The following is a 23,920-nucleotide window of genomic DNA, read 5'->3' as shown; positions in this document are numbered from 1 at the left end:
GCGCGGTATGGGCTTGCGGAGGTAAATGAGGTAAACCCCTCACGGCCGCGTGAAGTGACCTACCGCGCGGCCTGCTGCCTAGACTGACGGACATGGCATGCCGCATCAGTGAGTTCGTCCTCGACTGCACCGACCCCGAGAAGCTCTCCGCGTTCTGGTGCGAGGTCCTCGGCTACGTCGAGCTCGACCGGGACGACGACGGCAGCATCGAGATCGGGCCGCCCGGCGTCGGCTTCGGCGGCCCGCTGCCGACGCTCATCCTCAGCCCGAGCAACGACCCGCGGCCCTGGAAGCTCCCCCTGCACCTCGACGTCAACCCCACCGACCGCGACCAGGACGCGGAGCTTGAGCGGCTGCTCGCCCTCGGTGCCCGGCCCGCCGACGTCGGGCAGACCGGCACCGAGAGCTGGCACGTCCTGGCCGACCCGGAAGGCAACGTGTTCTGCCTCCTGAACCGCCGGATCGAGCCCGTCTGACGCAGTGCCTTCGGTGGCGTCAGCCCTTCACCATCGCGTGCACCGGGTACACCTTCGGCTCGGCGTTCGGCACGCCGAGGTTGTTGAGGATCGGGACGATGATCTCGCCGAACCGCCGGAACGCCTCCTCCGACTCCCACACGTCCACCACGAACCACCCGTCGGGGGTGGGTCCGGCGGTGTGCGAGATCAGGCCGGGCACGGGCCAGTCCGAGGGGTTCTTGACGGCCCCGCGCCCGCCGGTCACCGCGTCGGCGCTCTTGTCGTACTGCTCCTGGGTCATGCCCGGAATCTGGAAGACGGCGGCAATGGCCATGACGAGGTCCCTTTCGGTGGGGAACGGCTGAACCTCCAGTCTTGGCGCGGCGCGGAACCCGACGCACCCCTGCTTGCGCCGAACGGGGCGGCATCCCCACCCGGGCGGCGTAACAGCCGTGCCGCGGCGGCGGATCAGCGCGGGACCTCCGGACCGCCGCCGGCGAGGGCGGCGTCGATCAGCGCGCACAACTCCTCGTCGCGGAGGACCGCCGTATGGTCCCGCTCGTGCGAGAGCCGGCGGTCGGCGTCGCGGATCGCCCGCAGCGCGGCACGCGCCGTCGGGCTGATGCGGCCGATCGGGATCAGCGCGCGCAAAGCCTCACGGAACAGCCCGAAGAGGTCGCCGCCGTCGGCGACGGGCAGCACGTACTCCTCCAACACCGACGCCGAGGGTTCGGGCCGGCCCGTGATCGACCACAGCGTGGCCGCCGCGCCTATCGTCGACCACGGGTCGGTGCTGTCCATGATCCGCCGGACCGCGTCGGCGTACGGCGCGGCGGTGGCGCCGAAGCGGGCGAGGCGGCACGCCGCCCCGGGCGACCACTCGTCGTCCGCCAGCAGCTTGTCTCCGACGAACGCCAGCTCCGCCGTGTCGTCTCCGGCGATGCGCGCGGCGATGTAGGCGACGGTCATGTGGTTGCCGGGGTAGTCCAGCGCCGAGCATGCGCGCACGGCCTCTGCGGCCGCGGCCGCCCCCGGGCCCATGGCCCCTAGTGCCAAGGCCGCGTCGAGCCCGGTGAACGTGTGGCGGAGGAACGGGACGACCTCGGGCAGCGCCGGCAGCGCGTCCTCACCCCAGGCCGCCAGGACCCGGAGGAACGGGCGCGCGGGCCCGTTGACCAGTGCGGGGGTCGGATCGTCGACGGCCGAGCCGGCCCGCCGCAACGCGTCGCGGATCGCCGGAAGCAGCACGTCGGCGTGCGCCCGCAACGGCACCAGGACGTCCTCGGGTTCCGGGCGGTGCGGCTCGTAGACGACGTAGCCGCGCCCTTCTTCGTCGCACTGCGCGCACAACTGCTCGACCAGGCCGGGAAGGGCGCGCGGGTCGCCGATCCGGGCCAGGGCCCAGCGCGCGAAGTCGCACACGCGGCCGTCCAGGCCCCCTGCGCCGGCGGTGTCGTCGAGCAGCGCCGCGAGCCGGTCGGCGTACGGCGCGGACGCCCGACCCAGCATCGCGAGCAGGTGCGCCGCGCGCAGCCGCAGCTCCGCGTCCCGATCGGTCAGCAGCCGGCCCGCCGGCTGCGGCAGCGCGGCGGCCACGGACCGCCGCCGCGTCAGCAGGTCCCAGGCCAGCTCCAGGGCGAGCCGGCTGAGCACGGAGTCCCCGCCCGCGTAGGCCGCGTCCGCCAACCGCGTGCAGAAGTCGAGCTCGACGTCGGGGTCGTGGTGCCTGAACAGCTCGGCCCCCCAGCGGACGACGTCCTCGCGCTCGAAGCCGATCTCCTCGTCCGCGGTCGACCACCACATCTCCGGGAACCGCGGCCGCTGCCGGGCGTCGCTGAACACTTCCACGACTCGGCCCAGCCGACGGCGAGGCACCTCCCGGTCCAGGCTCGCGGACGCGTAGACCGCCGCGACCTCGAGCACAGGGTCGTCGCCCTCCAGCACCTGGGCCAGAACGGCGCGGGCCTCGGCGACGGGCCCGGGCTCCGTGCTCGCGGCCGCCTCCGAACCGAGCGCCATGAGCAACGGCACGCGGACCGTCGGGTCCGTCTCGATCCGCCACTGCTCGATGAGCCGGCCCACGCCGTCCGCGAGCTGGATCGCCGCACGCCGCACGGCGGGATCGGGGTCCGCGAGCAGCGCACGTGCCGCGGCCCAGTCCTCGTCGGCGGCCCCCTCGCCCTGCATGTACGCCAACAGCTGCACGAGCTCGAACCGCGCGCCGACGCCCGGGTCGGCGGCGAGTGCCGTGACGAACGGGAGAGCGGCCACGGCCGCCGCGCACATCCGGCCGTCCCGCGCGACCAGGACCCACAGCGGCTCGCAGTCGGCTTCGGTCGCCTCCGCCCCGGCCTCGGCGATCCGCCGAAGGGCCCGCGGGATCTCCCCGGCGCGGTCGCCCGGGTACGCCGTCTCCAGCCGGTCCCACGCCACGCTGTCGAGCGAGGCGAGTGGTTGTGCCGTCATCGCGTTCCCCCGGCGGATCGGCGTTGGCCATGGTCGGCCGTCATGATCCACAAAACGGGCCGCGCTGTCGCCCGATTTACCGGCGGCCGCCGCGCTCGGGTGCGGGGCAGTGCGCCATCGCGTCGACGGCGGCGTCGAAGACGAAGGGCAGGCGTGCCGCTGCCGGGACGATGGTGCGGGCCAGGGGCGGGTGGCGGCGGGCTGCGAGGAGGGCGGCGGTCAGGAGGCGGTAGTGGCGGGTCACGCGGCGCCAGGCGGCCTCGTAGGCGTCCGGGCGGCCGCGGGCGAGGCATGCGACCAGGGCCTCGGCGCCGGTGAGGGCCAGGGCGACGCCTTCGCCGGTGAGGGCGTCGACGTAGCCCGCGGCGTCGCCGGCGAGCAGCACGCGTCCGCACACCCTGCGGGCCGCAGTACGGCGCAGCGGGCCGGCTCCGCGTACGGCTGTCACCGCGCGGGTGTCGGCGAAGCGGCGTGCGAGGTGGGGGAATTCGGCAAGCTGCTCCTCGAACGGCGCGCGGACGCAGGTGAGTACCGCGACGCCGACGAGCTCGGGCGACAGCGGGGTGATGTAGACCTCCGACCGTGCGCCCCAGTGGACTTCGACGAAGCGGCTCGCGGGCGCGGCGGCGAAGTGGCGGCGCAGGCCGTACCGTGCCGGTCCGGGGCTCGGCCGGTCCAGGCCGAGCGCACGGCGCAGCGGGGAGTGCAGGCCGTCGGCGGCGACGAGCCATCGGGCGCGCAGGTCGGGCCCGTACGCGGTCACGCCGGTGCGGTCCTGCGCGGCGGCGGTCACCTTGACCGGCAGTACGGGCACGCCCGCGTCCGCGACCGCCTTGTGCAGCGCGTCGCTGAGGTCGGTGCGCCGTACCCCCAGCCCGGTGCCGTTCCGGAACAGCGCGTCGGCGCACCGGTCGCCTCGCTGGTAGCGGATGCCGGCGAAGGGGTGGCCCGGCGGCTCGACGCCGAGCGCCCTGAGCGCGCTCACCCCGCCGGGCATCAGGCCCTCGCCGCAGGCCTTGTCGACCGGGGCGCCGCGCGGTTCGGCGACGGCGACCGTGAATCCGGCGCGCGCGGCGTGCAGGGCGGTCGCGAGCCCCGCGGGTCCTCCGCCCGCGACCACCACGTCCACGTCGAAGCCGGTCACGCCACCGCCGCCCGCAACGCCGCGTCCTCGCACGGGATCCGCACGCGCATCAGCAGCGTGTTGCCGACCGTGAGCAGCAGTGCGGTGACCCACGCGCTGTGCACCAGCGGTAGTGCGAAGCCCTCGACGGCGACCGCGACGTAGTTCGGGTGGCGCAGCGCGAACCGGTACGGGCCGCGCCGGACCAGCCGCGCGCCGGGCACCACGATGACCCGGGTGTTCCAGTACGGGCCGAGCGCCAGGATGCACCACCACCGCAGCCCCTGCGCCAGGACGACGAGCGCGAGCATCGGCCAGCCCAGCCAGGGCAGGAACGGCCGGTCCGCGACCGCGGGTTCGACGAGGCAGCCGAGCAGGAGCCCGGTGTGCAGGGCGACCATCCAGGGATAGTGGCCGCGCCCGTACTCGACACCGCCGCGGGCGAGCGTCCACGCGGAATTGCGCTTGCCGACGACGAGTTCCGCGAGGCGTTCGGCCGCGACGGCGGCGACCAGCAGCGTGTACCAGTCCATGGCGGGCTCCTTCACCAGCGCAGCAGGACCAGCTCGGAGCAGAACCCCGGGCCGAGGGCGAGCAGCAGTCCCCACGAGCCCGGCGGCGGCCGGTGTGCCTCGCGGGTCTGCTGGAGGACGTGCAGCACCGACGCCGACGACATGTTCCCGACGGAGGCCAGCGAACTCCAGGTCACCGCAAGGGCGTCGGCACCCAGGCCGAGGCTCTCGGCGACCGCGTCGAGGACCTTGGGGCCGCCGGGGTGGGACACCCAGGTGGTGATGTCGCCGATGCCGAGGCCGTGGTCGGCGAGGAACTCCTCGACGCCGCGCCGTAGGTCCGCGCGGACGAAGGCCGGCACGTCGGCGCTGAGCACGACCTTGAAGCCGGAGGAGCCGATCTCCCAGCCCATGACGTGCTCGGTCTCGGGGTACAGCTCACTGCGCGTGGCGAGCACGCGGGGCCCTTCGGCGCGGGCCGCCAGCGGATGCGCGTTCCCGACGGCGACGACAGCGGCGGCGCCGTCGCCGAACAGCGCGCCCGCGACGAGGTTGGCGGGCGAGTCGTCGCCGCGTTGCACGGTCAACGAGCACAGTTCGGCGCAGAGCAGCACGGCGACGTCGCCGGGGTGCCCGCGCAGGTAGTCGTGCAGGCGTGCGATCCCGGCGGCGCCCGCGACACAGCCGAGGCCGAACAGGGGTAAGCGCTTGACGTCGGGCCGCATGCCGAGCCGTCCCGCGAGCCGGGCGTCCAGCGACGGCACCGCGAGGCCGGTGACGGACGCGCAGGCGATCAGGTCGACGTCGCCCGGTTCGAGCCCGGCCTGTTTGAGCGCGCCGCCGACCGCCTCCTCGCCGAGGTCGAGCGCCGTGGCGATCCAGGCGTCATTGGCGCGGCCGAAGTCCCCGAGCCCCGCGTACTGTTCGATCGGCAGCGCAAGGTGCCGCGTCCGCACCCCGGCGGACGCGTGCACCCGTTGAAGCAGACCCCGGTCGGCGCCGGCGGGGAGGCAGACGTCGCCGACCATCTCGGTGATCGCCTCCTGCGGGTAGCGGTGCGGCGGCAGGGCGACGTCCACCGCGGCGATGACGGCGCCGGCCGCGGCGGTCTCGGCGGTCTCGGCGGCGGGAGCGGCCCGCCTGGTCGGGTGTTTCTGGCGGGGATGCGGCATCCGAGGAGTCCTTCCCGTTGCCTACCGCCGGTTTGGTGGCGGTTGCTCTAGCTTTGCGGTCATGAGCGACTACCCGTCCCTCGCCGTCCGACGCCTGTCAGTCCCCGTCGAACCGGGCCCGCGGCGTGCCGCCCGCACGGTGCGGTGTCTGTCGGCGCTCGCGCGTGCGTGTCATCCGCTCCCGACCGTGGCGGTCACGGCGTTCGTCACGGCGGTCGCGGCGGCCGCGGGGCGGGGGGTGGCCGGGTCGGCGGCGGTCGGTGCGGCGGTGTTGGCGGGGCAGGCGTCCATCGGGTGGTGCAACGACGCGCTCGACGCGCGGCGGGACGCGGCGGCCGGGCGGACCGACAAACCCGCAGCGTCCGGTGAGCTCTCGCCGCGGGCGATCGGCGTCGCGTCGGGTCTGTCGCTCGCGGCGTGCGTGCCGTTGTCGCTGCTCAGCGGGTGGCCCGCGGGTGCGGCGCACCTGGTCGGCGTGCTTGCGGGCGGGTGGGCGTACGACGTCGCCCTCAAGCGCACGCCGTTGTCGCCGCTGCCCTACGCCGTCGGCTTGGGCTCGCTGCCCGCGTTCGTCACGCTCGGCCTGCCCGGGCATCCGTGGCCGGCGTGGTGGGCGGTCACCGGCGCGGCGCTGCTCGGTGTGGGGGCGCATCTGCTCAACGTGCTGCCGGACATCGCCGACGACCGGGCGGGCGGCGTACGCGGCCTGCCGCAGCGCCTCGGTCCGCGGTGGGTTCGCCGGCTGGCCCCGCCGGTGCTGCTCACGGCTGTCGCCGTGGTGGCGTGCGGGCCGTCGGGCGGCGCGGGACCGCTGGGCTGGGCGACGTTGGCCGCCGCGGCCCCGGTCGCCGCGGCAGGGGCGGCCTGGCCGGCCGACGAGCGTTCGAACACGCCGTTCCTCGCGGCCGTCGCGGTGGCGGGGCTCACGGTCTTCCTGCTGGTCGCCCGCGGCGGACGGCTGACCTGACCCGCACGGCCGGTGGTCGACCGACCTGACCGGCGGGACCGGTGGTCGGCGCCTCGGTGCCGGCCGAGGTCGCCGCCACCGGCGTACGAGTGGCCTCAGGCGGCGGCCTGCGGCACCGCCCGCAGGGTGCCGAGCGCCCGGGACCAGGCCAGGAGTTCGTCCAGGAGCCGGTGCAGCTCGGCGGTGCGTGTCGCCTGCGGCTGGAAGTCGGTCAGGTCCACGAAGTCGTCGATGAGCGACAGGACCAGCTGCGGCCCGATGTCGGCCATGCGCAGCGCCCCCGCCTGGGCGCGGAGCTTCTGGACGGCCATGAGCGCGCCGTAGCGGCCGTAGCCGACGTACGCGACCGGCTTGCCGCCCCACTCCCGGTGCAGGTAGTCGATGGCGTTGGTGAGGGACGCGGGCGGAGCGGTGTTGTACTCGGGGGTGACGATGATGAACGCGTCGCAGGCGCCGATCCGTTCGGCCCAGCGGACGGTGTGCGGGTTCTCGCCCGGGGTTCTGGCCGGCGGGACGGGCTCGTCCAGCAGTGGGAGCGCGTGGTCCAGCAGGTCGATGAGCTCGAACTCGGCCGCGTCGCCCGCGTGTTCGGCGGCGCGCCCGCGGACCCAGCGGGCGACCTGGTCGCCCGCGCGCCCGGGGCGGGTGCTGCCGATGATGACGCCGATCTTGGTCATAGTGCCTCTCAGATCAGGTGGCGGGAACCCCGGTGCGGTCACGGCTGCGTGGGGTCCGCGTCGACCGGGAAACCGTGCGTGTTCCGGGCCGCGCGTACGGCCGCCCAGGCGTCGGCCACCGGCCCCACGTGGCCGAGCTTGTCGGGGTTGAGGACGGTCCGGATCGCCTGGATCCGCCCCTCGAGGATGTCGAGCACCCAGGCGCTGAAAACCTTGCCGTCGCGGTCGCGGAAGATCGCGCCGGGCTGGCCGTTGATCTCGCGCGCTTCGACGGTGCCGCCGATGAACAGGAACGGCGGGGCGAAGGCGATGAGCATCGCCGCGACCTTGTCGAAGCCGAACGCGCCGCCCTTGGACCAGAGCGGGGCCTTGCCGCCGCCGTCGCCGACCATCTGCACGTCGGCGGCCAGCAGTTCGCGCAACGCGTCGACGTCGCCTTCGCGGAAGGCGTCGAAGAACCGCTCGGCGAGTTCCTCGTGTTCGTGCCGGTCGGCCTCGAACCGGGGCCGCCCGGCGTCCATGTGGCGGCGGGCGCGTACGGCCAGTTGACGGCACGCGACCTCCGAGCGCCCCACCGCGGTGGCGATGTCCCCGAAGGTGAACCCGAAGACCTCCCGCAGCACGAACACCGCGCGCTCGAGCGGGCTGAGCCGTTCGAGCAGCAGCAGGGCGGCCATCGAGACGGAGTCGGCCAGTTCGGCGGAGCGTTCCGGGTCGTCGTACGGGTCGCTCAGCAACGGTTCGGGGAACCACGCCCCGACGTACTCCTCGCGCCGCGCCCGTGCCGAGCGCAGCACGTCGATGGAGAGGCGGGTGACGACCGCGGACAGATACGCCTTGGCCGACGCCGGCCGGTCCACCACCGCCTCGTACCGCAGCCAGGTCTCCTGCACCGCGTCCTCGGCCTCGCTCACGCTGCCGAGGATCCGGTACGCGATCGAGAACAGCAGGGGCCGCAGCTCCTCGAACTCCTCGGCCGGCGTCACGCGACGCCCTCCTTGAATCCCTGACGCCACGTTGAGTAGCGCGGCTCCCAGCCGAGTTCGCGTTTGGCCTTGGTGTTGGAGAAGCCGCGTCCCTCGGTCATCATGACCACCGCGACCTGGCCGGCGAGCAGCCGGGCAAGCCACACCGGAACCCGCATCGGGCGCTTGGCGCCCGCGCATTCGGCCAGATACGGGAGCCACTCGGCGGCGGGGGCGGGCTCGTCGTCGACGATGTTGAACACCCCGGTGGCCTTCTGCTCGACGGCGAGGACGGTCGCGGCCGCCGCGTCGTCGAGGTGGATCCACGAGCTGTATCCGGCGCCGCTGCCGACCAGCGGGAACTGCCGCTTGCGGACCATCTGGACCTGGTCGTCGCTGGCGTCCGGCCCGTAGAAGGCGCCGTAGCGCAGTACCGCGCCGCCGGCTTCGAGGACGGTCCGCTCGACGTGGGCGATGGCCGCCATCCCGGGCGCGGCGGTGGTGCCCGTCATCGGGTCGAGCGGGTCCTCCTCGGTCTTGACCCAGCCGCCTTCGCGCAGGCCGTTCCAGCCCGCGTAGCCCTGCGCCACGAAGTGCCGTACGCCGGTCGCCGCGGCGGCGGCCAGCAGGTGGTCGGTGCCCTCGGTGCGCAGCCGGTTGGTGGCGGCGAACCACCGGTCCATGTGCTTGATGTCGGGCTTGCCGGCGATCGACGTCATCTGGTGGACGATCGTGTCCGGCCGGGCCTGCTCGACCGCGTCGCGCACGGACGCCGCGTCCAGGCCGTCCATGACGACGCCTTCCGCGCCCATCCGCTGCAGCTGCCCCAGTTTGGCGGCGGAGGTCGTCGTCGCCGTCACCTGGTGCCCGCGGGCGACGAGCTGCGGCACGAGCCGCCGCCCCAACACCCCGGTCCCGCCTGCCACGAACACTCGCATGGCCATCTCCGTCTCCTGCTCGGTGCGTGTTCCGCGTGATCTCCGCTCTCTGCGACCCGAGACGAGACAGCCCCGCGATCTGTGACACGGGGGAAGGTCGGGAGATCCGCGGCGCGGCGATGTCACACCCGGCGGGGTCCACCTCGTCTCGGGCGGCGGGGCCGCGTCGCCCCCAGACCATGCGAGGCAGGACGAAGGAACGGGTCGCACATGCGCAGCGCAGCACAGGACACATCCGCACGGACGGACACCACGGCCGACCCCCGGCGCTGGACGGCGCTGGCCGTCCTGGCCGCAGTGCAGTTCATGCTGATGATGGATGTCACCGTCGTGAACATCGCCCTCCCCCACATCCAGGACGACCTCGACTTCTCCGTCGGCGGCCTCGCCTGGGTCGTCAACGCATATGTGCTCACCGCCGGCGGGTTCCTGCTCCTGGGCGGCCGACTCGCCGACATGTACGGCCGCCGCAGGGGCTTCGTCGCCGGCGTGCTGGTCTTCGGCGTGTCCTCGGCCGTGTGCGGGGCGGCGGCGAACTCCGGGATGCTGGTCGCGGGACGCTTCGTCCAGGGCTTCGGCGAGGCGCTGGCGGGCCCGGCGGCGCTCGGGCTGATCCCCGTCCTGTTCACGGACCCGGCAGAGCGTACGAGGGCGCTCGGACTGTGGGGCGGCGTTGCCGCGCTCGGCGGCGCGGTCGGCTCGGTCGTCGGCGGGTCGCTGACCGACCTGGTGAGCTGGCGGTGGATCTTCTTCGTCAACCTGCCGGTCGCGGTGTTCGCGCTGCTCATGGTCCCGCGGGTGCTCCCGGAGAGCAGGATGGCGCGCGCCGGGCAGCGGGTCGACGTGGTCGGGGCGATCGCCGCGACCGGCGGTCTGGTGTCGGTCGTCTACGGCCTGCTGGAGGCCGCCGACGAGCCGTGGGGTTCGGCGAGGGTTTTGGCGCCGCTCGCGGGCGGGCTGGTGCTGCTGGCGTTCACGGCGTGGTGGGAGACCCGCGTCCCGGACCCGATGCTCCCGCTGCGGTTCTTCACCAACCGCACGCGCCTGACGTCCAACGGCGTGAGCATGCTGTCGCTGGCGGCGTTCTACACGTACGCGTTCCTGCTGACGCTCTACCTGCAGGAGGTGCTGGACTACTCGCCGCTGGAGACCGGCCTGTCGTACGTGCCGTTCACCATCGCGATCGGGCTCGGCATGGGCGTGTCCACGGCGCTGATGCCGCGCATCGCCGGCGTGAAGGCGACCCTCGTCGTCGCGTTCCTCGGCAGCGCGGTCGGGCTCGTCGTCGCGGCGGACGGCCTGGCCACCGACGCGTCGTTCGTGGGCGGCATCATGCCGGGCCTGCTCGTGTACGGGTTCTTCAACGCCATCGCCTACCCGGCCCTCACCAACGGCGCCCTCCACCAGGTCACCGGCCAGGACGCGGGTCTCGCCTCGGGCGTCCAGACCGCCATGCAGCAGGTCGGCGCGTCACTCGGGCTGGCCACGTTGGTGCCCTTCGCCCTGCGGTACGTCCGCCACCACGTCGAAGACGGCACCCTCCCCCAGACCGCCCAGACCGACGGCTACGCCCTAGCCCTACACATCGCCGCCGCCGTCCTGGTCGTCGCCGCAGTGCTGGTCCTCCCCCTCCTCCAAAAGGTCGACGCCAAGCCCCGCGACGCCCTCGCCGAAGCGAACCAGGGCGCGACAGCGGAACGCCCCACGGTGAGCGCGGTGTCCTGACCGTTGAGGTTCAGGGACGTCGCGCGCTCAGTGCGCCGGGCCGAAGAGCGGGTCGCGGGCTATCCAGTGGTCCAGGCGGTCTTCGTCCGGCGGGGGAACGAGGGACGGCTCGGGACCGAGGGGGTCGGCGTCGGGCCAGGTCTCGGCCAACCACGAGCGGTCGCGGCCCGGCAGCCGGTCCCAGTGGTCACGCAGCGCGGTGACGAGCCGGACGGTGCGGACGCCGCCCGTGCCGTCCAGGTGACGGGCCAGGTAGAACACCGCGACCACGGTTGGCGACTGCACCGACAGGTGCGGTGCCTCGAAGCCGTACCTGGTCTGCGAACCCCGGGTCAGCTGCCGGAACCGGGCGAAGGCGGCATCGACCGCACGGTCGTCTCCGGCGTAGGCCAGGCCCAGCATCGCGCACTGCTTCACCGCCGGATCGCGGCTCGCCAACGCGGTGGCGAGGTCCGCGGACGCGTGCACGCCGCAGCGCTTCGCCAAGGCCGACACAGCTGCGCAGCGCATGTCGCGGGACGCATCCGCGGACGCGAGCACCGCCCGCAACACCCCGGGCCCCGCGGTGCCTTGGGCGTCGCCGAGCGCGACCACGACGTCGAGCCGCCGGTCCTTCCGGAGGTCACCGAAGACCGCCGCCAGTGCCGCCTCACCGCTCGGGCCCTCCAGGACGGCGTCACGAACGGCCTGTTCGAACACGTCTGTACTGCGGTCCCGGAGCCTGTCCTCCAGCGCAAGACCAACACCCACCCATGACCTCCCCTGATCCGGCGGCCACCCTGGCACACCGCCCAGACGTCGCCCGCGCGGGCATTGGACCGGCTGGACGGGCGACGACGCGGAGGCGCAGCGGCCCGCGGTCGGGTCTGCGGGCCTGGTCGGGCCCGCAGCCCGTCGGCAGCGGAAGTCGGCGGCTATGGGCCATGGCCGAGCGCGCCGGGTGCTCGTGAGCCGCGAGGCGTTCGCGGGCGGAGTGGAGCATCGCGGCGCTGAAGCCGAAGACGCCCACGGCGCGGAAGCCGTCGTGGGCGCTGCCGTCGCTCGTCGTCAGTCGTCGCCCGGGTGGTCGAGGGTTCCGTCGTCGGTGACGGTGAAGACGCGCAGGCGGGCGAAGCCGCCGCGTCGGGAGCGTTCGGCCACCTCGGCGATCGCGTCTTCGATGACCTGGTCGGCGGCCGAGCTCAGGAGGGCGTCCTCGGCGTGGACGCGGCCGCCCGAGATGTCGGCCAGGCCTATCCGGAGGCCGGGTTCGGCGAGGCCGCAGGCGCGTTCCATGGCGAAGGCGTTCGCGTTGGTGGTGAGCAACTCGGAGAGCGATCCCGGCGGCACGGCGTCGTCGAGGCGGTCGAGGATCTCGACGGTCTCGGCGTCGGGCACGTCGAACGCGTCAGGTCCGTCGGGCCCATCAGGCGCGTCGGGCGCGTCGGGCGCGTCCCGCCCATCAGGCACGTCGGGCACGTCGGGCACGTCGGGCACGTCGGGCACGTCGGGCACGTCGAAACCATCAGGCGCGTCGGGCGCGTCGGGCGCGTCACGCGCATCAGGCTCGGGCAACGTGCCCGGGGGCGTCTCGTCGACCTCGCGGCTGCGTACCGCGCAGCGGCGGCGGCCGTCGCCGTCTTCCCATTCGCAGACCACCCACAGCTCGCTCATGGCCGCCCACTCCCTCAGGACACCGTCCGCCGCGCTCCCGTCACCTGGCGGCTGCCCCGTTTCGGCGTGCCGATGCCCGGGTTCGCGGGGACGGGCCGTGCGGTGGGTGTCGTTTCGGACGTCGGGGACGGGGCAGCGCCGTGCACATGGGGGGTCCTGCCACACCTGGGAGTTGTGATGTCCACAGGAGCGCTCATCGCCGTCATCATCGGCGCGGTGGTCGTGGTGCTCGTCGCGGCGGCCGCCGCGTGGTTGGTCGTGCAGAGCCGGCGGCTGCGGGAGCGTTTCGGGCCCGAGTACGACCGCCTGGTCGAGGACCGCGGCCGGATCGAGGCCGAACGGGAGCTGCGCGCACGGGAGAAGCGGCACGAGTCGTACGAGCTGAGAATGCTGGAGCCTGGCGCACGTGAGCAGTACGTACGTGAATGGCGGGCGGTGCAGGAGCACTTCGTCGACACGCCCGGCGACGCCGTCGACGAGGCGGACAGCCTGCTGACCCGTCTGATGAACGAACGCGGTTACCCCACCGAGGGCTACGAGGAGCAGATGTCGGTCCTGTCGGTGGAGCACGGCCGCATGTTGGAGCACTACCGCAACGCGCATGCGGTGCAGGTGCGTTCGGCCGCCGACGAGGCCAGCACCGAGGACCTGCGCGGCGCGCTGGTCGAATACCGCGCGGTGTTCGACGACTTGCTCGCGAACAGCGGCGACGGCGGCGAGAAGGCACGGACGACGTCATGAGGAGGCCGAGGATGCAGGACGACGACACCGGGCGCGAGCGGTCGGGCGTCGAGGCGGTGGACGGACGCACCGAGGCGGCCGCCGCGGTCGGCGGCGACCGGGCGGGCCAGGCGCGCGGCATGCCGGCCCCGTCGACGGCGGACCGAGGCCACGACGCAGGCGAGCCGCTGCTGCCGACGCGCGAGACGGAGGAGTTCCGTGCCGCGTGGCGGGCGGTCCAGTCGGAGTTCGTCGACCAGCCCGAGCAGTCCGTGCGCGCGGCCGACACCCTGGTGGCCGACGTGATGCGGATGCTGGCGGAGTCGTTCGCCGCGCACAAGGAGAATCTCGAGAACCAGTGGGCGAAGGGCGAGGAGGCCGACACGGAGGACCTGCGGGTCGCCTTGCAGCAGTACCGCTCGTTCTTCAACCGCCTGCTCAACACGTGACACGCCGAGTGACGCGGCCCGGGCGCATGCAGCCGCATGCGTCCCCGGTAGCCGGGTAGCGGCCCGTCGTGGCCGAGACGCGAGAGGACCGGGAGAGCCGGCGCGACGTCGCACGCGACGGCGCCCCGGACGGCTCCGGGACCCGTCGGCCCGTACATGCCGAGGGCGGGTCCCGAGGCCGCCCGGCCGGCGGTTCCGCCTCCGACGACTCGGGGACCCGCCTGACCGTGTGGGTGGCGCTGGCCGCCAACATGCTGATCGCCGCCGCGAAGGCGGTCGCCGGCATCGCGGCCGGCGCCCCCGCGCTGTTGTCGGAGGCCGCGCACTCGGTCGCCGACTCGATCAACGAGGGCTTCCTGCTCACCTCGCTGTCCCGCAGCCGCCGCACACCTGATGCCGAACACCCGTTCGGGTACGGCAAGGACCGCTACTTCTGGTCGCTGCTCGCGGCCGTCGGGATCTTCGTGGTCGGCGGCTGCTTCTCGTTCGTCCAGGCGTTCGAGGCGCTGCATACGACGGGCGAGCCGGACACCGCCGGATACGTCGCGGGTCTCGCCGTGCTGGGCGTGGCCCTGCTCGCCGAAGGCGCTTCGCTGGTGCGGGCCGTGGTGCAACTGCGCGGCCAGGCCCGGCGCGCGGGGGTCTCCGTGTGGCGGCAGGCCCGCACGCTCGGCGACCCGGCGCTGCGGACCGTGCTGGCGGAGGACGGTACGGCCGTGCTGGGCGTCGTGTTGGCGGCCGCCGGGCTGGGGCTGCACATGGCGACGGGCAGCGCCGTGTGGGAGGCCGCGGCGTCCGCCTGCATCGGCGTGCTGCTGGTGTTCACCGCGTACCGGCTCGGCAAGGCGGCGCGCGACCAGCTCCTGGGCGAGGCCGTCGACCCCGGTCTGCAGCGGGAGTTGCTGCGGCGTCTGGAGGAGCAGCCCGAGATCGACGTGGTGACGCAGTTGCTCACCATGCGCCTCGGGTTGCACTCGACGCTGCTGGCGGCGCGCGTCGACCTCGTCGACGGCCTGGACAGCGACGACGTCGAGGCGATGTCGCAGCGGCTGCGCGAGTCGGTCGCGGCGTCGTGGCCGCACGTGGACCAGGTGTTCCTGGACGCCACCCACGCCGGTTCCGCCGAGCGGAGCGCGGCGCGCAAGTACCGGGACGAGCTCGACGAGGCCGTCGCCGAGGACGGGCCCGGGCCGCGGTTGTGATCACCGTGGGCGGGTAGCCGCGCACCTGAGGCGGTGCGCCGTCCGCGCGGCAACGCCGCGCGGCGCCGCACGCCGCCGCTGTATCGCCCACGGTGTTCGAGGAGCGCGTCTGTTGCCCATGCTCGCGACCCTGACGTCCCGACGTGTGTTCGACGACCGGTGGGTCTTCGAACGCAAGCTCGACGGCGTGCGCGTGCTCGCCGCGTTCGACCCCGATGCCGGAGTACGGCTGACCTCGCGCACCGGGCGCGCCCTGAACGGGACGTACCCCGAGGTGGTGGCCGCGCTCGAACAGCAGTCCGGTCTGGAGTTCACGGTCGACGGCGAGGTCGTCGCGCTGGAGCACGGCCGGACGAGTTTCGAGCTGTTGCAGCAGCGCCTGGGGCTGTCCGATCCGGTCGCGGCCCTCGCGACCGGCGTGGCCGTCACGTACTACCTGTTCGACCTGCTCAGCCTCGACGGGCGCGACACCACCGGGCTGCCGCTGCGCGACCGCAAGGCCCTGCTGCGGGAGGCGATCGACTTCCACGGGCCGCTGCGCTACACCGCACACCGCAACCGCGGCGGGCAGGAGCTGCTCGAGGAGGCGTGCGGCAAGGGGTGGGAGGGCCTGATCGCCAAGCGGGCCGACTCGCGCTACGCGCACGGGCGTTCCACCGACTGGCTGAAGCTCAAGTGTTCGAGCGGTCAGGAGTTCGTGGTGGGCGGCTTCACCGAGCCGGCGGGCTCGCGCGCCGGGTTCGGCGCGCTGCTGGTCGGCCACTACCAGGACGGCCGGCTGCGGTACGCCGGCAAGGTCGGCACCGGATACGACGGCCGCACCCTCACCGAACTGCGCGCGCGGCTGGACGCCCTGCGCCAGGACGACTCCCCGTTCGCCGACCGGATCCAGGAGCGCCAGGCGCGCTGGGTGCGCCCGGAGCTGGTCGCGCAGGTCGGCTTCAGCGAGTGGACGCGTGCGGGGCGGCTGCGCCATCCGCGGTTCCTCGGCCTGCGCGATGACAAGGACCCGAGCCGCGTGGTCCGCGAAGAGCCCGTTCCCGGAGGGACGCCATGACCGCACCCACTGCCCGCCGCACCCGCGTCGAGGCGCTGCTCGCCGAGGCGGGGACGACGTACGCCGAAGAGGCCGGCATCCGACTGGCCGACACGCCCGCGCCGCTGTGGCAGCTGCTGGTGCTGGCCAACGTCGTGTCCACGCGCATCAAGGCGTCGATCGCCGTGCACGCGGCCCGCGAGCTGTTCGCGGCGGGCGGGCGCACACCGGCCGGGATGGCGGAACTCACGTGGCAGCAGCGCGTGGACGCGCTGGGTCGCGCGCACTACGTCCGATATGACGAAGGCACCTCCACCCGTTTGGGCGCGTGCGCCGAACTGGTGCGCGAACGCTACGGCGGCGACCTGCGCCGCCTGGCCCGCGAGGCGGGCGAACAACAGGCGCGCGTGGAGGAACTGCTGTGCGAGTTCCCGGGGATCGGCCCGGCCGGGGCGCGGATCTTCTGCCGCGAGGCGCAGGCGGTGTGGCCGTTCCTGCGCCCGGTCCTCGACGAGAAGGCCCTCGAGGGCGCCCGGCGCGTCGGGCTCCCGGGTTCCGCCAAGGCGCTCGCCGCCCTCGTCGACGACGACCGGCTCGCGGTGCTGGCCGCGGCGCTGGTGCGGGTCGCGCTCGACAAGGCGCTGGCCGACCGGGTCGCGGAGGCGACGCCGTAACCCGCCCGTCAGGCAAACCGTCCGCCAGGCAAGGAGAGCACCGCATGACCGCCGTGTTGGACATCCCCGTCGGACGCCGGACCGTCCACCTGAACCGCCCCGACAAGCCGCTGTTCCCCAAGGACGGCATCACCAAGGCCGACCTCGCCGACTACTACCGCACCGTCGCGCGACGCATGCTCCCCCAGCTACGCGGACGGCCGCTGACGATGCAGCGCTTTCCGGACGGCATCGAGGGCCCGTCGTTCATGCACAAGGACGTCCCGGACTACTTCCCGGACTGGATCCGCCGCGCCGAACTGCCCAAGGCCGGCGGGACGGTGACCTACGTCCTGTGCGAGGACACCGCGACGCTGGTCTACCTCGCGGGCCAGGCGTGCATCACGCCGCACCGGTTCCTGTCCCGCGTCGACCGGCCCCGGCACCCCGACCGGCTCGTCTTCGACCTCGACCCGCCCGGCACGGACTTCGCGCCGGTGCTCCGGGCCGCGCGGTGGCTGCGGCCGCTGCTCGACGACCTCGGCCTGCCCTCGGCCGTGATGACCACGGGCTCGCGCGGCCTGCACGTGATCGTGCCGCTCGACCGGCGCGCCGACTTCGACGAGGTCCGTACGTTCGCCCGCGACGTCGCGGACGTGCTGGCCGCCGGGCACCCGGACGCGCTGACCACCGAGCCGCGCAAGGCGGCCCGGCGCGGGCGGCTCTACCTGGACGTCCAGCGCAACGCGTACGGCCAGACCGCCGTCGCCCCGTACGCCGTCCGCCCGTTGCCGGGCGCGCCGGTCGCCGCGCCGGTCGACTGGACCGAGATCGACGAGCCCGGGTTCGACGCCCGAAGGTGGACGCTGCACACCGTCGGCGAGCGGCTGGACGCGAACCCGTGGGGCGACGTGTTGAGCCGCGGCCGCTCCCTGACCCGCGCGCGACGCGCCCTGGACGCCCTCGCCGGGTAGTACTTGACCTTCAGGTCAAAAACTGACTACGGTGGCGCCATGGGCAGGCCGAAGAACTTCGAACCGGACGTCGTCGTCGCTCAGGCGATGCAGACGTTCTGGACGAAGGGCTACGCCGACACCTCCCCCGCGGACCTCGCGGAGGCGACCGGCGTCGCCAAGGGCAGCCTGTACCACTGCTTCGGCTCCAAGCGCGAGCTGTTCGCCAAGGCGCTGGAGCTCTACGGCCGGACCGCGTCGGAGGTGACCGAGGAGTTCCTGGCGCGGCCCGGAACGGCCAAGGACGGCATCCGCGCCTACCTCGTGCTGCTCATGGACATGGACCTCGACGGCCCGGTCCAGCGCGGCTGCCTGGCGCAGAACACCGTCTCGGAGCTGGGCGGGCGGGACGAGGAGGCCACCCGCGCGGTGCACCGCATGGAGCAGCGCATGATCGAGCTGTTCACCGCCCGCATCGAGCGTGGGCAGCGGGACGGCGACGTGGCGAAGGACCTCGACGCCAAGGCGCAGGCCCTGTTCCTGCAGACGACCCTCACGGGGCTGCGGGTCATGGCCAAGACGTTCGACCGGAAGACCCTGTACGGGGTCATCGACACCGCCCTGGCGGGCCTCTGAGACACGGCGTCCGGACGGCGCGCCTTTTTTACGCCCTGATTTTTGACCTCGGGTTCAAGAACTCGCGGTCGACCGCACGAATCCACCACACGAACAACGCACAAATAGGGGACTTCATGGACCTCGGCATCAGCGGCAAGACCGCACTGGTCACCGGCGCGAGCCGCGGCATCGGCCTCGCGGTCGCCCAGACCCTGGCCGCGGAGGGCGTCCGCGTCGTCGGCGCCGCCCGCAACGTCACGCCAGAGCTGGAGAAGGTCGCGACGGCGGTGTCCGTCGACCTGAGCACGCGCGACGGCGCGCGGTCGGTCGTCGAGGTGGCGCTCGACACGCTCGGCGGCATCGACTTCCTCGTCAACAACGTCGGCGCCGGCGACCCGCAGGGCATGTCCCTCGGCGGACTCCTGGACGTCGACGACGAGCAGTGGCAGACCGTCTTCGACCTCAACCTGTTCAGCGCCGTCTGGACGACCAAGGCGGCACTGCCGAGCATCCTGGAGCGCCGGGGCTCGATCGTGAACGTCTCCTCGATCAACGGCCGCATGCCCGCCGGCGCGCCCATCGGCTACGCGGAGGCCAAGGCGGCGCTGAACCAGTTCGGGAAGCGGCTCAGCGAGGACCTGGCCCCGCACGGCGTCCGCGTGAACACCGTCTCCCCCGGCCCGGTGGCCACCAGGCTGTGGACCGACCCGGACAACTTCGGGGGCAGTGTGGCCGCCGCACACGGGGTGGCGCACGCCGACCTGCTCGCGGGGCTGCCCACGCAGTTCCGCATCGCCTCGGGTCGCCTCACCGAGCCCCAGGAGGTGGCGGACCTGATCGTCTTCCTGCTCTCCGACCGGGCCGCCAACATCCACGGCGCCGACCACGTCATCGACGGCGGCACGCTCAAGACCGTCTGACCTGCGGTTGCCGTTGCGCTCACGGGGTAGCCGCGTCGGGCGGAGGCGTAGGCGCCTGCGCGGAGCCACGAACGGCGAAAGGGACCGCAATGCCCGACGACGAGGCCCGGGGCGACGACGTGTACCAGCCGGACGGCACCGGGAACGACGCGCCGGACGACGCGTACGACCTGGAGAACGCGCTCGACGAGCCCGACCTCGACGAGCTGCTCGACCAGGGCTACTCGCCGCCGGAACGGCCGTACGCGGTCGAGGACCACGGCACCACGCAGAGCGAACAACGCGCCGGGGAGCCGCTGGACCGCCGCCTGGCGCGCGAACGCCCGGAGCCGGAAACGGTCGACGACGACGGTGTCGGGGACCAGCCCGGCGGCGCCGGCGAGCCGGTCGACAAGCAGGCCGGGCACCGGCGTTCGGGCCGGCTGCTCGCGGAGGACACCGGCGGGACGGCACGCGACGTCGGCATCGACGGCGGGGCCGCCTCGGCGGAGGAGGCCGCGGTGCACACCGTCCCGGCGGAGGAGACCGAGGCCTGACCGGCGGTCCCGCGAGACCACGACGGGCCCGGACACCCCAGCGGTGTCCGGGCCCGTCCACGTGGGTTGCGCCGCTCAGAAGCCCGTCTTCGGCCGCGAGAACCACATCCGCGCGGTGGGACGGCTCAGGTACACGATCGCGGTGACGCTGACCCCGACGCCGATGAGCCCGATCGGGTAGCCCCGTCCGGCCAGCCCCAGCCCGAACAGGATCATGAACGACGCGCAGACGATGCTGCCGACGCGCAGCGCATTGCGGCCCTTGCCGAAGCGTTCGCCCAGCACCGGCGCCACCAGGTACGGCAGGGCGGAGCCGAGCACGACACCGGCCTCGAACGCGCTGTTGAGGATCCCCGCCACCACCGTGACGACGACCGCCGCGACGCCGGACCCGCTCATCAGGTAGCGGACGACGCGTACCTCCCGGGGCATCGTCCCGTCGTACGACGCCTCATAGCCGGGCCCTGCGCCCATCTCCTGCACGTCGTACGGTCCGTGCGGCCACGGCGGCTGCGTCATGAACGGGCCCTCTCCCTGAGCAAGATCGATTTCCGCCCCATCCTGCCGGTCGCCCCCCGCCCCGACCGCACCGGGCTCCCCGACGCCGCGCCGTCCCGCCCCGGCGTCCGCCAGGCCTCAGGTCGTCGGCCGCCCGTCGAGGAGGACGGCGGCGATGCCCGCCAGGGCGACCTCCAGGCTCACCGCGAACTGGGCGTCCTGGTCGGGGTGTTCCACCGCGCCTGCGGCGAGGAGGGGCATGGGGTGGTCGGCGCTGTCGCGGATCAGGGCCAGGAAGGCGTCGTGCGACTCCGTGCCCTGGGCGCGCAAGACGAATACCGTACGGGCGTTGGCGGTGACGATTTCGGCGATCACGCCGAGGGCCTGCATCGCGGGCGCGGGGGTGAAGCCGTCGCGCACCATGGCCTCGAGGACCCGTTCCACCTGGGCGAGTTGGCGGGCGCCGGTGACGCCTTCCAGGAGGACGTGGTCGACCGGGGTTCCGTGGGCGATGAGGGCGTCCCGCATGACGTGCGCGAAGGCGGACACCCAGGTGCGCCAGTCGGCGTCGCGGGGCGGCATCCACGCCTCGTCGAAGGCCTCCTCGAGCCGGGCCACCGCGACCAGCGCGACCATTTCCTCGCGGTCGGCGACGTGGTGGTACAGGGTGCCGCGGGGTACGCCGAGCCGGTCCGCGACGGCCTGCATGCTCAACGCGCGGCCTGCCGCGTCCAGTTCGAGCGCCGCGTTGATGATCTTGCGGCGGTTGATCAGGGGCGGCCGTCCCGGTCGCCGCTTGACCTCGCCCATCCGCCGTCTCCTCCGGTCGCCCATTTGCCGGCAGGCGCCTGCCGGACGCACAGCCTACCGGGCCGCTCCGATCACCCTAGATCTTGTTTTCTGCGGGCGTCAACAATAGATTTCTGCGACCGCAGACAATTGGCGTGAGCCCCGCCCGGACAGTGCGTCCGGCGCGGTCCGCGGCCACTTCGAGAACGGACGGCACACATGACCGACGGCATCAGCCCCGCCCCCGCGGACGGCGCCGCGAAGCCCTCCCTCCCGGCGGGCTTCCGCTGGCCCGCGGACTTCCTGATGGGCGCGTCCACGTCCGCCCATCAGACCGAGGGCAACAACGTCTCCAGCGACTGGTGGGGCCTGGAGCGCCTGGCCGGCTCCGGCGCACTCGGCGGCCACCTGCGCGAGCCGAGCGGCGACGCGGTCGACAGCTTCCACCGCTGGCCCGAGGACATGGATCTGCTGCGCGGCCTCGGCTTCAACGCCTACCGCTTCAGCGTCGAATGGGCGCGCGTCGAACCCGAGGAGGGACTCGTCTCGCGCGCCGCGATCGCCCACTACCGCGCCATGGTCCGCGGCGCCGTCGAGCGCGGCCTCACCCCAGTGGTGACCCTGCATCACTTCGCCAACCCGCACTGGTTCGCGGCGCGCGGCGGCTGGACGGCCGACGGCGCCGTGGAGCTGTTCGTCCGGTACGTGGAGACCGCCGTCGAAATCCTGGGCGACGACGTCGAGTACGTCGCCACCATCAACGAACCCAATATGCTCGCGCTCACCGCGGCGTTCCTCAGTCAGTCGCTGGAGACCCTGACCGAGATCAACGTGGCCTCCGTCGCGCCCGACGCGGAGACGTCCCAGGCCCTGATCCGCGCGCACCACGCCGCGGCCAAGGCGCTGAAGGCGGCGAATCCGCGCTACAAGGTGGGCTGGACCGTCGCGAACCAGGTCTACCAGGCCGAGCCCGGCGCGGAAGCCGTCGCCGCCGCCATCGCGCACCCGCGCGAGGACGTCTTCCTCGAGGCCGCCCGCGAGGACGACTGGATCGGCGTCCAGGCCTACACCCGCACCCGCATCGGCCCCGACGGTCCGCTCCCCGCCCCCGACGACGCCGAACGCACGCTCACCGGCTGGGAGTTCTACCCCGAGGCCGTCGGCCACGCCGTACGCCACACCGTCGACGTCGTCGGGCCGGACGTCCCGGTCCTCGTCACCGAGAACGGCATCGCCACGGCCGACGACGAACAGCGCATCGCCTACACGTCGGGGGCCCTGTCCGCGCTCGCCGAAGCCGTCCACGACGGCGCCGACGTCCGCGGCTACCTGCACTGGACCGCACTCGACAACTACGAATGGGGCTCGTACATCCCGACGTTCGGCCTCATCGCGGTGGACCGCACGACCTTCGCCCGCACCCCGAAGCCTTCCGCCCACTGGCTCGGCACCCTGGCCCGGGACATCGCCGGCGACCCCGCCGCGCGCGACTGACCCGAGGTCGGACCATGCGTGCCTACCTGGAACGGCTCTCCGTCCAGGACTGAGCTCCGGAACGCGGGCGCGACGAAGGCCCGGACCGCCGACGTGGTCCGGGCCTTCGAGGTTTCGGAGGGATCGACGGCATCCGGCTCACGCCGGGATGATCCGCACCGGCATGTCCTTGATCCCGTTGAGGAAGTTGGAGCGCATCCGGCGTGCGGGGCCGGTGGGTTCGACGCGGTCGATCTTGCGGGCGAGGGTCCTGAACATGATCTCGAGCTCGAGCTTGGCGAGGTGGCGGCCCAGGCAGAAGTGCGGTCCTCCGCCGCCGAATCCGAGCATGGGGTTGGGGTCGCGGCCGATGTCGAAGGTGTACGGGTCGGCGAAGACGGATTCGTCGTGGTTCGCCGAGCTGTAGTACACGACGACCTTGTCGCCGGCGGCGATCTTCTGCCCGCCCAGCTCGGTGTCCCGCATGGCGGTGCGCCGGAAGGCGTTGACCGGGGACACCCAGCGCACGATCTCGTCGGCGGCCGTGCCGGCGAGGCCCTCGGGGTCGGCCTTCAGTCGCTCCCACTGCTCGGGATGCCGGACGAGGGCGAGCATGCCGCCGGAAATCGCGTTGCGGGTGGTCTCGTTGCCCGCCACAGCGAGCAGCATGAAGAAGAGGTCGAACTCGAGCGCCGTCAGTTCGTTGCCGTCGCGGTCCGGTCGGACGAGTTTGGACACGATGTCGTCGACCGGGCAGGCGCGCTTCCGCGCGCCCAGCTCGTCGGCGTACTGGAACATCTCCATCTGCGCGGCCTGGCCGTCCTCCGTGCCGCCGCCCAGGTCCACGTCGTCGCCGCCGACGAGCCGGTTCGACCAGTGGAAGAGCCGGTGCCGGTGCTCCTGCGGCACGCCCATCAGGTCGGCGATCACCACGAGTGGCAGTTCGGCGGAGCACAGCGTCACGAAGTCGCCCTCGCCCTGCGCGACGGCCGCGTCGACGATGCGCTCGCACGCCGCCTCGACCTTGCTCTCCAGTGTCAGGGTGGTGCGCGGAGTGAACCCGCGGTTGACGAGCGCGCGCAGGCGTGAGTGCTCCGGCGGGTCCATGTTGAGCATCATCAGCCGTTGCGTGTCCAGCAGTTCGCCGTCGGCCTCGCCGAGCGTCGACAGGCGTTCGTACGACGAGAACAGCTCGGGATTGCGGGAGACCGCGACCACGTCGGCGTGCCGGGTGACCGCCCAGAACCCCTCGGGGAGTTGGGGGTCGGGGTGGCGGTGGACCGGCGCCGCGTCGCGCAGCAGCGCGAACGAGGCGTGCGGTATGCCGCTCTCGTAGGCGTCGGGCGAGAAGACGTCGACCGACGCGAGGTCGGCTGCGGGGTGTGGCACGGGTGGTTCCTTCGGAATGGAGGTACGC

Annotated in this window: 26 protein-coding genes; 13 read left to right on the top strand and 13 right to left on the bottom strand. The window is 73.3% G+C overall.

Going from position 1 to position 23,920, the window contains the following annotated elements; translation table 11 throughout:
* The first annotated feature begins 92 nt into the window (after positions 1-92).
* A complete protein-coding gene (locus QI554_RS00920; protein ID WP_281464679.1) occupies positions 93-476 on the top strand; it encodes a VOC family protein in 384 nt (127 codons plus the stop codon).
* Positions 477-495: 19 nt separating this feature from the next.
* Here the strand turns inward: QI554_RS00920 and QI554_RS00915 are convergent, their stop codons facing one another.
* The 5 genes from QI554_RS00915 to QI554_RS00895 all read right to left on the bottom strand — a co-directional run bounded on the left by QI554_RS00915 (position 496) and on the right by QI554_RS00895 (position 5,731).
* On the bottom strand, positions 496-792 hold the full coding sequence (locus QI554_RS00915; protein WP_281464677.1) for an antibiotic biosynthesis monooxygenase family protein: 297 nt from the start codon (positions 790-792) through the stop codon (positions 496-498).
* A gap of 134 nt (positions 793-926) precedes the next feature.
* Positions 927-2,924: a hypothetical protein gene (locus tag QI554_RS00910; RefSeq protein WP_281464675.1), complete on the bottom strand. Its 1,998-nt coding sequence runs from the start codon at positions 2,922-2,924 to the stop codon at positions 927-929.
* A gap of 76 nt (positions 2,925-3,000) precedes the next feature.
* Positions 3,001-4,068 carry an NAD(P)/FAD-dependent oxidoreductase gene (locus QI554_RS00905; RefSeq protein WP_281464673.1) on the bottom strand — a complete coding sequence of 356 codons (1,068 nt, stop codon included), beginning with the start codon at positions 4,066-4,068 and terminating at the stop codon, positions 3,001-3,003.
* Positions 4,065-4,580: an isoprenylcysteine carboxyl methyltransferase family protein gene (locus QI554_RS00900; protein WP_281464671.1), complete on the bottom strand. Its 516-nt coding sequence runs from the start codon at positions 4,578-4,580 to the stop codon at positions 4,065-4,067. Before QI554_RS00900 ends, QI554_RS00905 begins: the two co-directional genes overlap by 4 nt.
* Before the next feature lie 11 nt (positions 4,581-4,591).
* Positions 4,592-5,731 carry a type III polyketide synthase gene (locus QI554_RS00895; protein ID WP_281464669.1) on the bottom strand — a complete coding sequence of 380 codons (1,140 nt, stop codon included), beginning with the start codon at positions 5,729-5,731 and terminating at the stop codon, positions 4,592-4,594.
* 61 nt (positions 5,732-5,792) lie between these two features.
* Between QI554_RS00895 and QI554_RS00890 the strand changes: the two genes are divergently transcribed.
* Positions 5,793-6,698 (top strand): UbiA family prenyltransferase, encoded by a 906-nt coding sequence (locus tag QI554_RS00890; RefSeq protein WP_281464667.1) that lies wholly within the window; start codon positions 5,793-5,795, stop codon positions 6,696-6,698.
* Between the two features lie 95 nt (positions 6,699-6,793).
* Here the strand turns inward: QI554_RS00890 and QI554_RS00885 are convergent, their stop codons facing one another.
* The 3 genes from QI554_RS00885 to QI554_RS00875 are packed head-to-tail and all read right to left on the bottom strand — an operon-like array spanning position 6,794 to position 9,284.
* On the bottom strand, positions 6,794-7,375 hold the full coding sequence (locus tag QI554_RS00885; protein WP_281464665.1) for an NADPH-dependent FMN reductase: 582 nt from the start codon (positions 7,373-7,375) through the stop codon (positions 6,794-6,796).
* Positions 7,376-7,413: 38 nt separating this feature from the next.
* A complete protein-coding gene (locus tag QI554_RS00880; RefSeq protein WP_281464663.1) occupies positions 7,414-8,361 on the bottom strand; it encodes an RNA polymerase sigma-70 factor in 948 nt (315 codons plus the stop codon).
* On the bottom strand, positions 8,358-9,284 hold the full coding sequence (locus QI554_RS00875; protein WP_281464660.1) for an NAD-dependent epimerase/dehydratase family protein: 927 nt from the start codon (positions 9,282-9,284) through the stop codon (positions 8,358-8,360). The genes QI554_RS00880 and QI554_RS00875 overlap by 4 nt, the downstream gene beginning before the upstream one ends.
* A gap of 204 nt (positions 9,285-9,488) precedes the next feature.
* Between QI554_RS00875 and QI554_RS00870 the strand changes: the two genes are divergently transcribed.
* Positions 9,489-11,003, top strand: coding sequence for an MFS transporter (locus tag QI554_RS00870; RefSeq protein ID WP_281464658.1), 1,515 nt, complete (start codon positions 9,489-9,491; stop codon positions 11,001-11,003).
* Between the two features lie 27 nt (positions 11,004-11,030).
* Here QI554_RS00870 and QI554_RS00865 read toward each other — a convergent pair whose 3' ends face one another.
* Both QI554_RS00865 and QI554_RS00860 read right to left on the bottom strand, forming a co-directional pair.
* Positions 11,031-11,753, bottom strand: a complete 723-nt coding sequence (locus QI554_RS00865) for a HEAT repeat domain-containing protein (RefSeq protein WP_281464656.1) — start codon at positions 11,751-11,753, stop codon at positions 11,031-11,033.
* Between the two features lie 297 nt (positions 11,754-12,050).
* Positions 12,051-12,656, bottom strand: a complete 606-nt coding sequence (locus tag QI554_RS00860) for a hypothetical protein (protein WP_281464654.1) — start codon at positions 12,654-12,656, stop codon at positions 12,051-12,053.
* 177 nt (positions 12,657-12,833) lie between these two features.
* Between QI554_RS00860 and QI554_RS00855 the strand changes: the two genes are divergently transcribed.
* The 9 genes from QI554_RS00855 to QI554_RS00815 all read left to right on the top strand — a co-directional run bounded on the left by QI554_RS00855 (position 12,834) and on the right by QI554_RS00815 (position 19,743).
* Positions 12,834-13,397 (top strand): hypothetical protein, encoded by a 564-nt coding sequence (locus QI554_RS00855; RefSeq protein WP_281464652.1) that lies wholly within the window; start codon positions 12,834-12,836, stop codon positions 13,395-13,397.
* An 11-nt stretch (positions 13,398-13,408) separates the two neighbouring features.
* Complete coding sequence (locus QI554_RS00850) at positions 13,409-13,825, top strand: hypothetical protein (RefSeq protein ID WP_281464650.1); 417 nt, start codon at positions 13,409-13,411, stop codon at positions 13,823-13,825.
* Between the two features lie 68 nt (positions 13,826-13,893).
* On the top strand, positions 13,894-15,027 hold the full coding sequence (locus QI554_RS00845; RefSeq protein ID WP_425527893.1) for a cation diffusion facilitator family transporter: 1,134 nt from the start codon (positions 13,894-13,896) through the stop codon (positions 15,025-15,027).
* A 118-nt stretch (positions 15,028-15,145) separates the two neighbouring features.
* On the top strand, positions 15,146-16,084 hold the full coding sequence (ligD, locus tag QI554_RS00840) for a non-homologous end-joining DNA ligase (protein ID WP_281464648.1): 939 nt from the start codon (positions 15,146-15,148) through the stop codon (positions 16,082-16,084).
* On the top strand, positions 16,081-16,737 hold the full coding sequence (locus QI554_RS00835; RefSeq protein WP_281464646.1) for an HhH-GDP family DNA glycosylase: 657 nt from the start codon (positions 16,081-16,083) through the stop codon (positions 16,735-16,737). Before ligD (QI554_RS00840) ends, QI554_RS00835 begins: the two co-directional genes overlap by 4 nt.
* A 44-nt stretch (positions 16,738-16,781) precedes the next feature.
* Entirely contained in the window at positions 16,782-17,690 is a 909-nt protein-coding gene (gene ligD, locus QI554_RS00830) for a non-homologous end-joining DNA ligase (RefSeq protein WP_281464644.1), read from the top strand.
* Positions 17,691-17,729: 39 nt separating this feature from the next.
* A complete protein-coding gene (locus tag QI554_RS00825) occupies positions 17,730-18,305 on the top strand; it encodes a TetR/AcrR family transcriptional regulator (protein WP_281464642.1) in 576 nt (191 codons plus the stop codon).
* A 116-nt stretch (positions 18,306-18,421) separates the two neighbouring features.
* Positions 18,422-19,207 (top strand): oxidoreductase, encoded by a 786-nt coding sequence (locus QI554_RS00820; protein ID WP_281464640.1) that lies wholly within the window; start codon positions 18,422-18,424, stop codon positions 19,205-19,207.
* Between the two features lie 89 nt (positions 19,208-19,296).
* Entirely contained in the window at positions 19,297-19,743 is a 447-nt protein-coding gene (locus tag QI554_RS00815) for a DUF5709 domain-containing protein (RefSeq protein WP_281464638.1), read from the top strand.
* Positions 19,744-19,818: 75 nt separating this feature from the next.
* On the opposite strand, the gene QI554_RS00810 is transcribed toward QI554_RS00815, so the two are convergent.
* The gene (locus tag QI554_RS00810; protein ID WP_281464636.1) at positions 19,819-20,262 is read right to left on the bottom strand and encodes a hypothetical protein; all 444 of its coding nucleotides are present in this window, start codon (positions 20,260-20,262) and stop codon (positions 19,819-19,821) included.
* Positions 20,263-20,379: 117 nt separating this feature from the next.
* Positions 20,380-21,051 carry a TetR/AcrR family transcriptional regulator gene (locus QI554_RS00805; protein WP_281464634.1) on the bottom strand — a complete coding sequence of 224 codons (672 nt, stop codon included), beginning with the start codon at positions 21,049-21,051 and terminating at the stop codon, positions 20,380-20,382.
* Positions 21,052-21,249: 198 nt separating this feature from the next.
* On the opposite strand from QI554_RS00805, the gene QI554_RS00800 reads away from it, so the two are divergent.
* Complete coding sequence (locus QI554_RS00800) at positions 21,250-22,524, top strand: family 1 glycosylhydrolase (protein WP_281464632.1); 1,275 nt, start codon at positions 21,250-21,252, stop codon at positions 22,522-22,524.
* 138 nt (positions 22,525-22,662) lie between these two features.
* Here QI554_RS00800 and QI554_RS00795 read toward each other — a convergent pair whose 3' ends face one another.
* Positions 22,663-23,892, bottom strand: coding sequence for a cytochrome P450 (locus QI554_RS00795; RefSeq protein ID WP_281464630.1), 1,230 nt, complete (start codon positions 23,890-23,892; stop codon positions 22,663-22,665).
* Positions 23,893-23,920: the final 28 nt, after the last annotated feature.

Source organism: Yinghuangia seranimata (assembly GCF_029953285.1).
Lineage (GTDB): Bacteria > Actinomycetota > Actinomycetes > Streptomycetales > Streptomycetaceae > Yinghuangia > Yinghuangia seranimata.
This window is presented reverse-complemented; position numbering and strand designations above follow the sequence as displayed.

Coding starts and splice junctions, on each gene's coding strand:
- QI554_RS00920 (WP_281464679.1), top strand. CDS start 93: ATGGCATGCCGCATCAGTGAGTTCGTCCTCGACTGCACCGACCCCGAG.
- QI554_RS00915 (WP_281464677.1), bottom strand. CDS start 792: ATGGCCATTGCCGCCGTCTTCCAGATTCCGGGCATGACCCAGGAGCAG.
- QI554_RS00910 (WP_281464675.1), bottom strand. CDS start 2,924: ATGACGGCACAACCACTCGCCTCGCTCGACAGCGTGGCGTGGGACCGG.
- QI554_RS00900 (WP_281464671.1), bottom strand. CDS start 4,580: ATGGACTGGTACACGCTGCTGGTCGCCGCCGTCGCGGCCGAACGCCTC.
- QI554_RS00895 (WP_281464669.1), bottom strand. CDS start 5,731: ATGCCGCATCCCCGCCAGAAACACCCGACCAGGCGGGCCGCTCCCGCC.
- QI554_RS00890 (WP_281464667.1), top strand. CDS start 5,793: ATGAGCGACTACCCGTCCCTCGCCGTCCGACGCCTGTCAGTCCCCGTC.
- QI554_RS00885 (WP_281464665.1), bottom strand. CDS start 7,375: ATGACCAAGATCGGCGTCATCATCGGCAGCACCCGCCCCGGGCGCGCG.
- QI554_RS00875 (WP_281464660.1), bottom strand. CDS start 9,284: ATGGCCATGCGAGTGTTCGTGGCAGGCGGGACCGGGGTGTTGGGGCGG.
- QI554_RS00870 (WP_281464658.1), top strand. CDS start 9,489: ATGCGCAGCGCAGCACAGGACACATCCGCACGGACGGACACCACGGCC.
- QI554_RS00860 (WP_281464654.1), bottom strand. CDS start 12,656: ATGAGCGAGCTGTGGGTGGTCTGCGAATGGGAAGACGGCGACGGCCGC.
- QI554_RS00855 (WP_281464652.1), top strand. CDS start 12,834: ATGTCCACAGGAGCGCTCATCGCCGTCATCATCGGCGCGGTGGTCGTG.
- QI554_RS00850 (WP_281464650.1), top strand. CDS start 13,409: ATGCAGGACGACGACACCGGGCGCGAGCGGTCGGGCGTCGAGGCGGTG.
- ligD (WP_281464648.1), top strand. CDS start 15,146: ATGCTCGCGACCCTGACGTCCCGACGTGTGTTCGACGACCGGTGGGTC.
- QI554_RS00835 (WP_281464646.1), top strand. CDS start 16,081: ATGACCGCACCCACTGCCCGCCGCACCCGCGTCGAGGCGCTGCTCGCC.
- ligD (WP_281464644.1), top strand. CDS start 16,782: ATGACCGCCGTGTTGGACATCCCCGTCGGACGCCGGACCGTCCACCTG.
- QI554_RS00825 (WP_281464642.1), top strand. CDS start 17,730: ATGGGCAGGCCGAAGAACTTCGAACCGGACGTCGTCGTCGCTCAGGCG.
- QI554_RS00820 (WP_281464640.1), top strand. CDS start 18,422: ATGGACCTCGGCATCAGCGGCAAGACCGCACTGGTCACCGGCGCGAGC.
- QI554_RS00815 (WP_281464638.1), top strand. CDS start 19,297: ATGCCCGACGACGAGGCCCGGGGCGACGACGTGTACCAGCCGGACGGC.
- QI554_RS00810 (WP_281464636.1), bottom strand. CDS start 20,262: ATGACGCAGCCGCCGTGGCCGCACGGACCGTACGACGTGCAGGAGATG.
- QI554_RS00805 (WP_281464634.1), bottom strand. CDS start 21,051: ATGGGCGAGGTCAAGCGGCGACCGGGACGGCCGCCCCTGATCAACCGC.
- QI554_RS00800 (WP_281464632.1), top strand. CDS start 21,250: ATGACCGACGGCATCAGCCCCGCCCCCGCGGACGGCGCCGCGAAGCCC.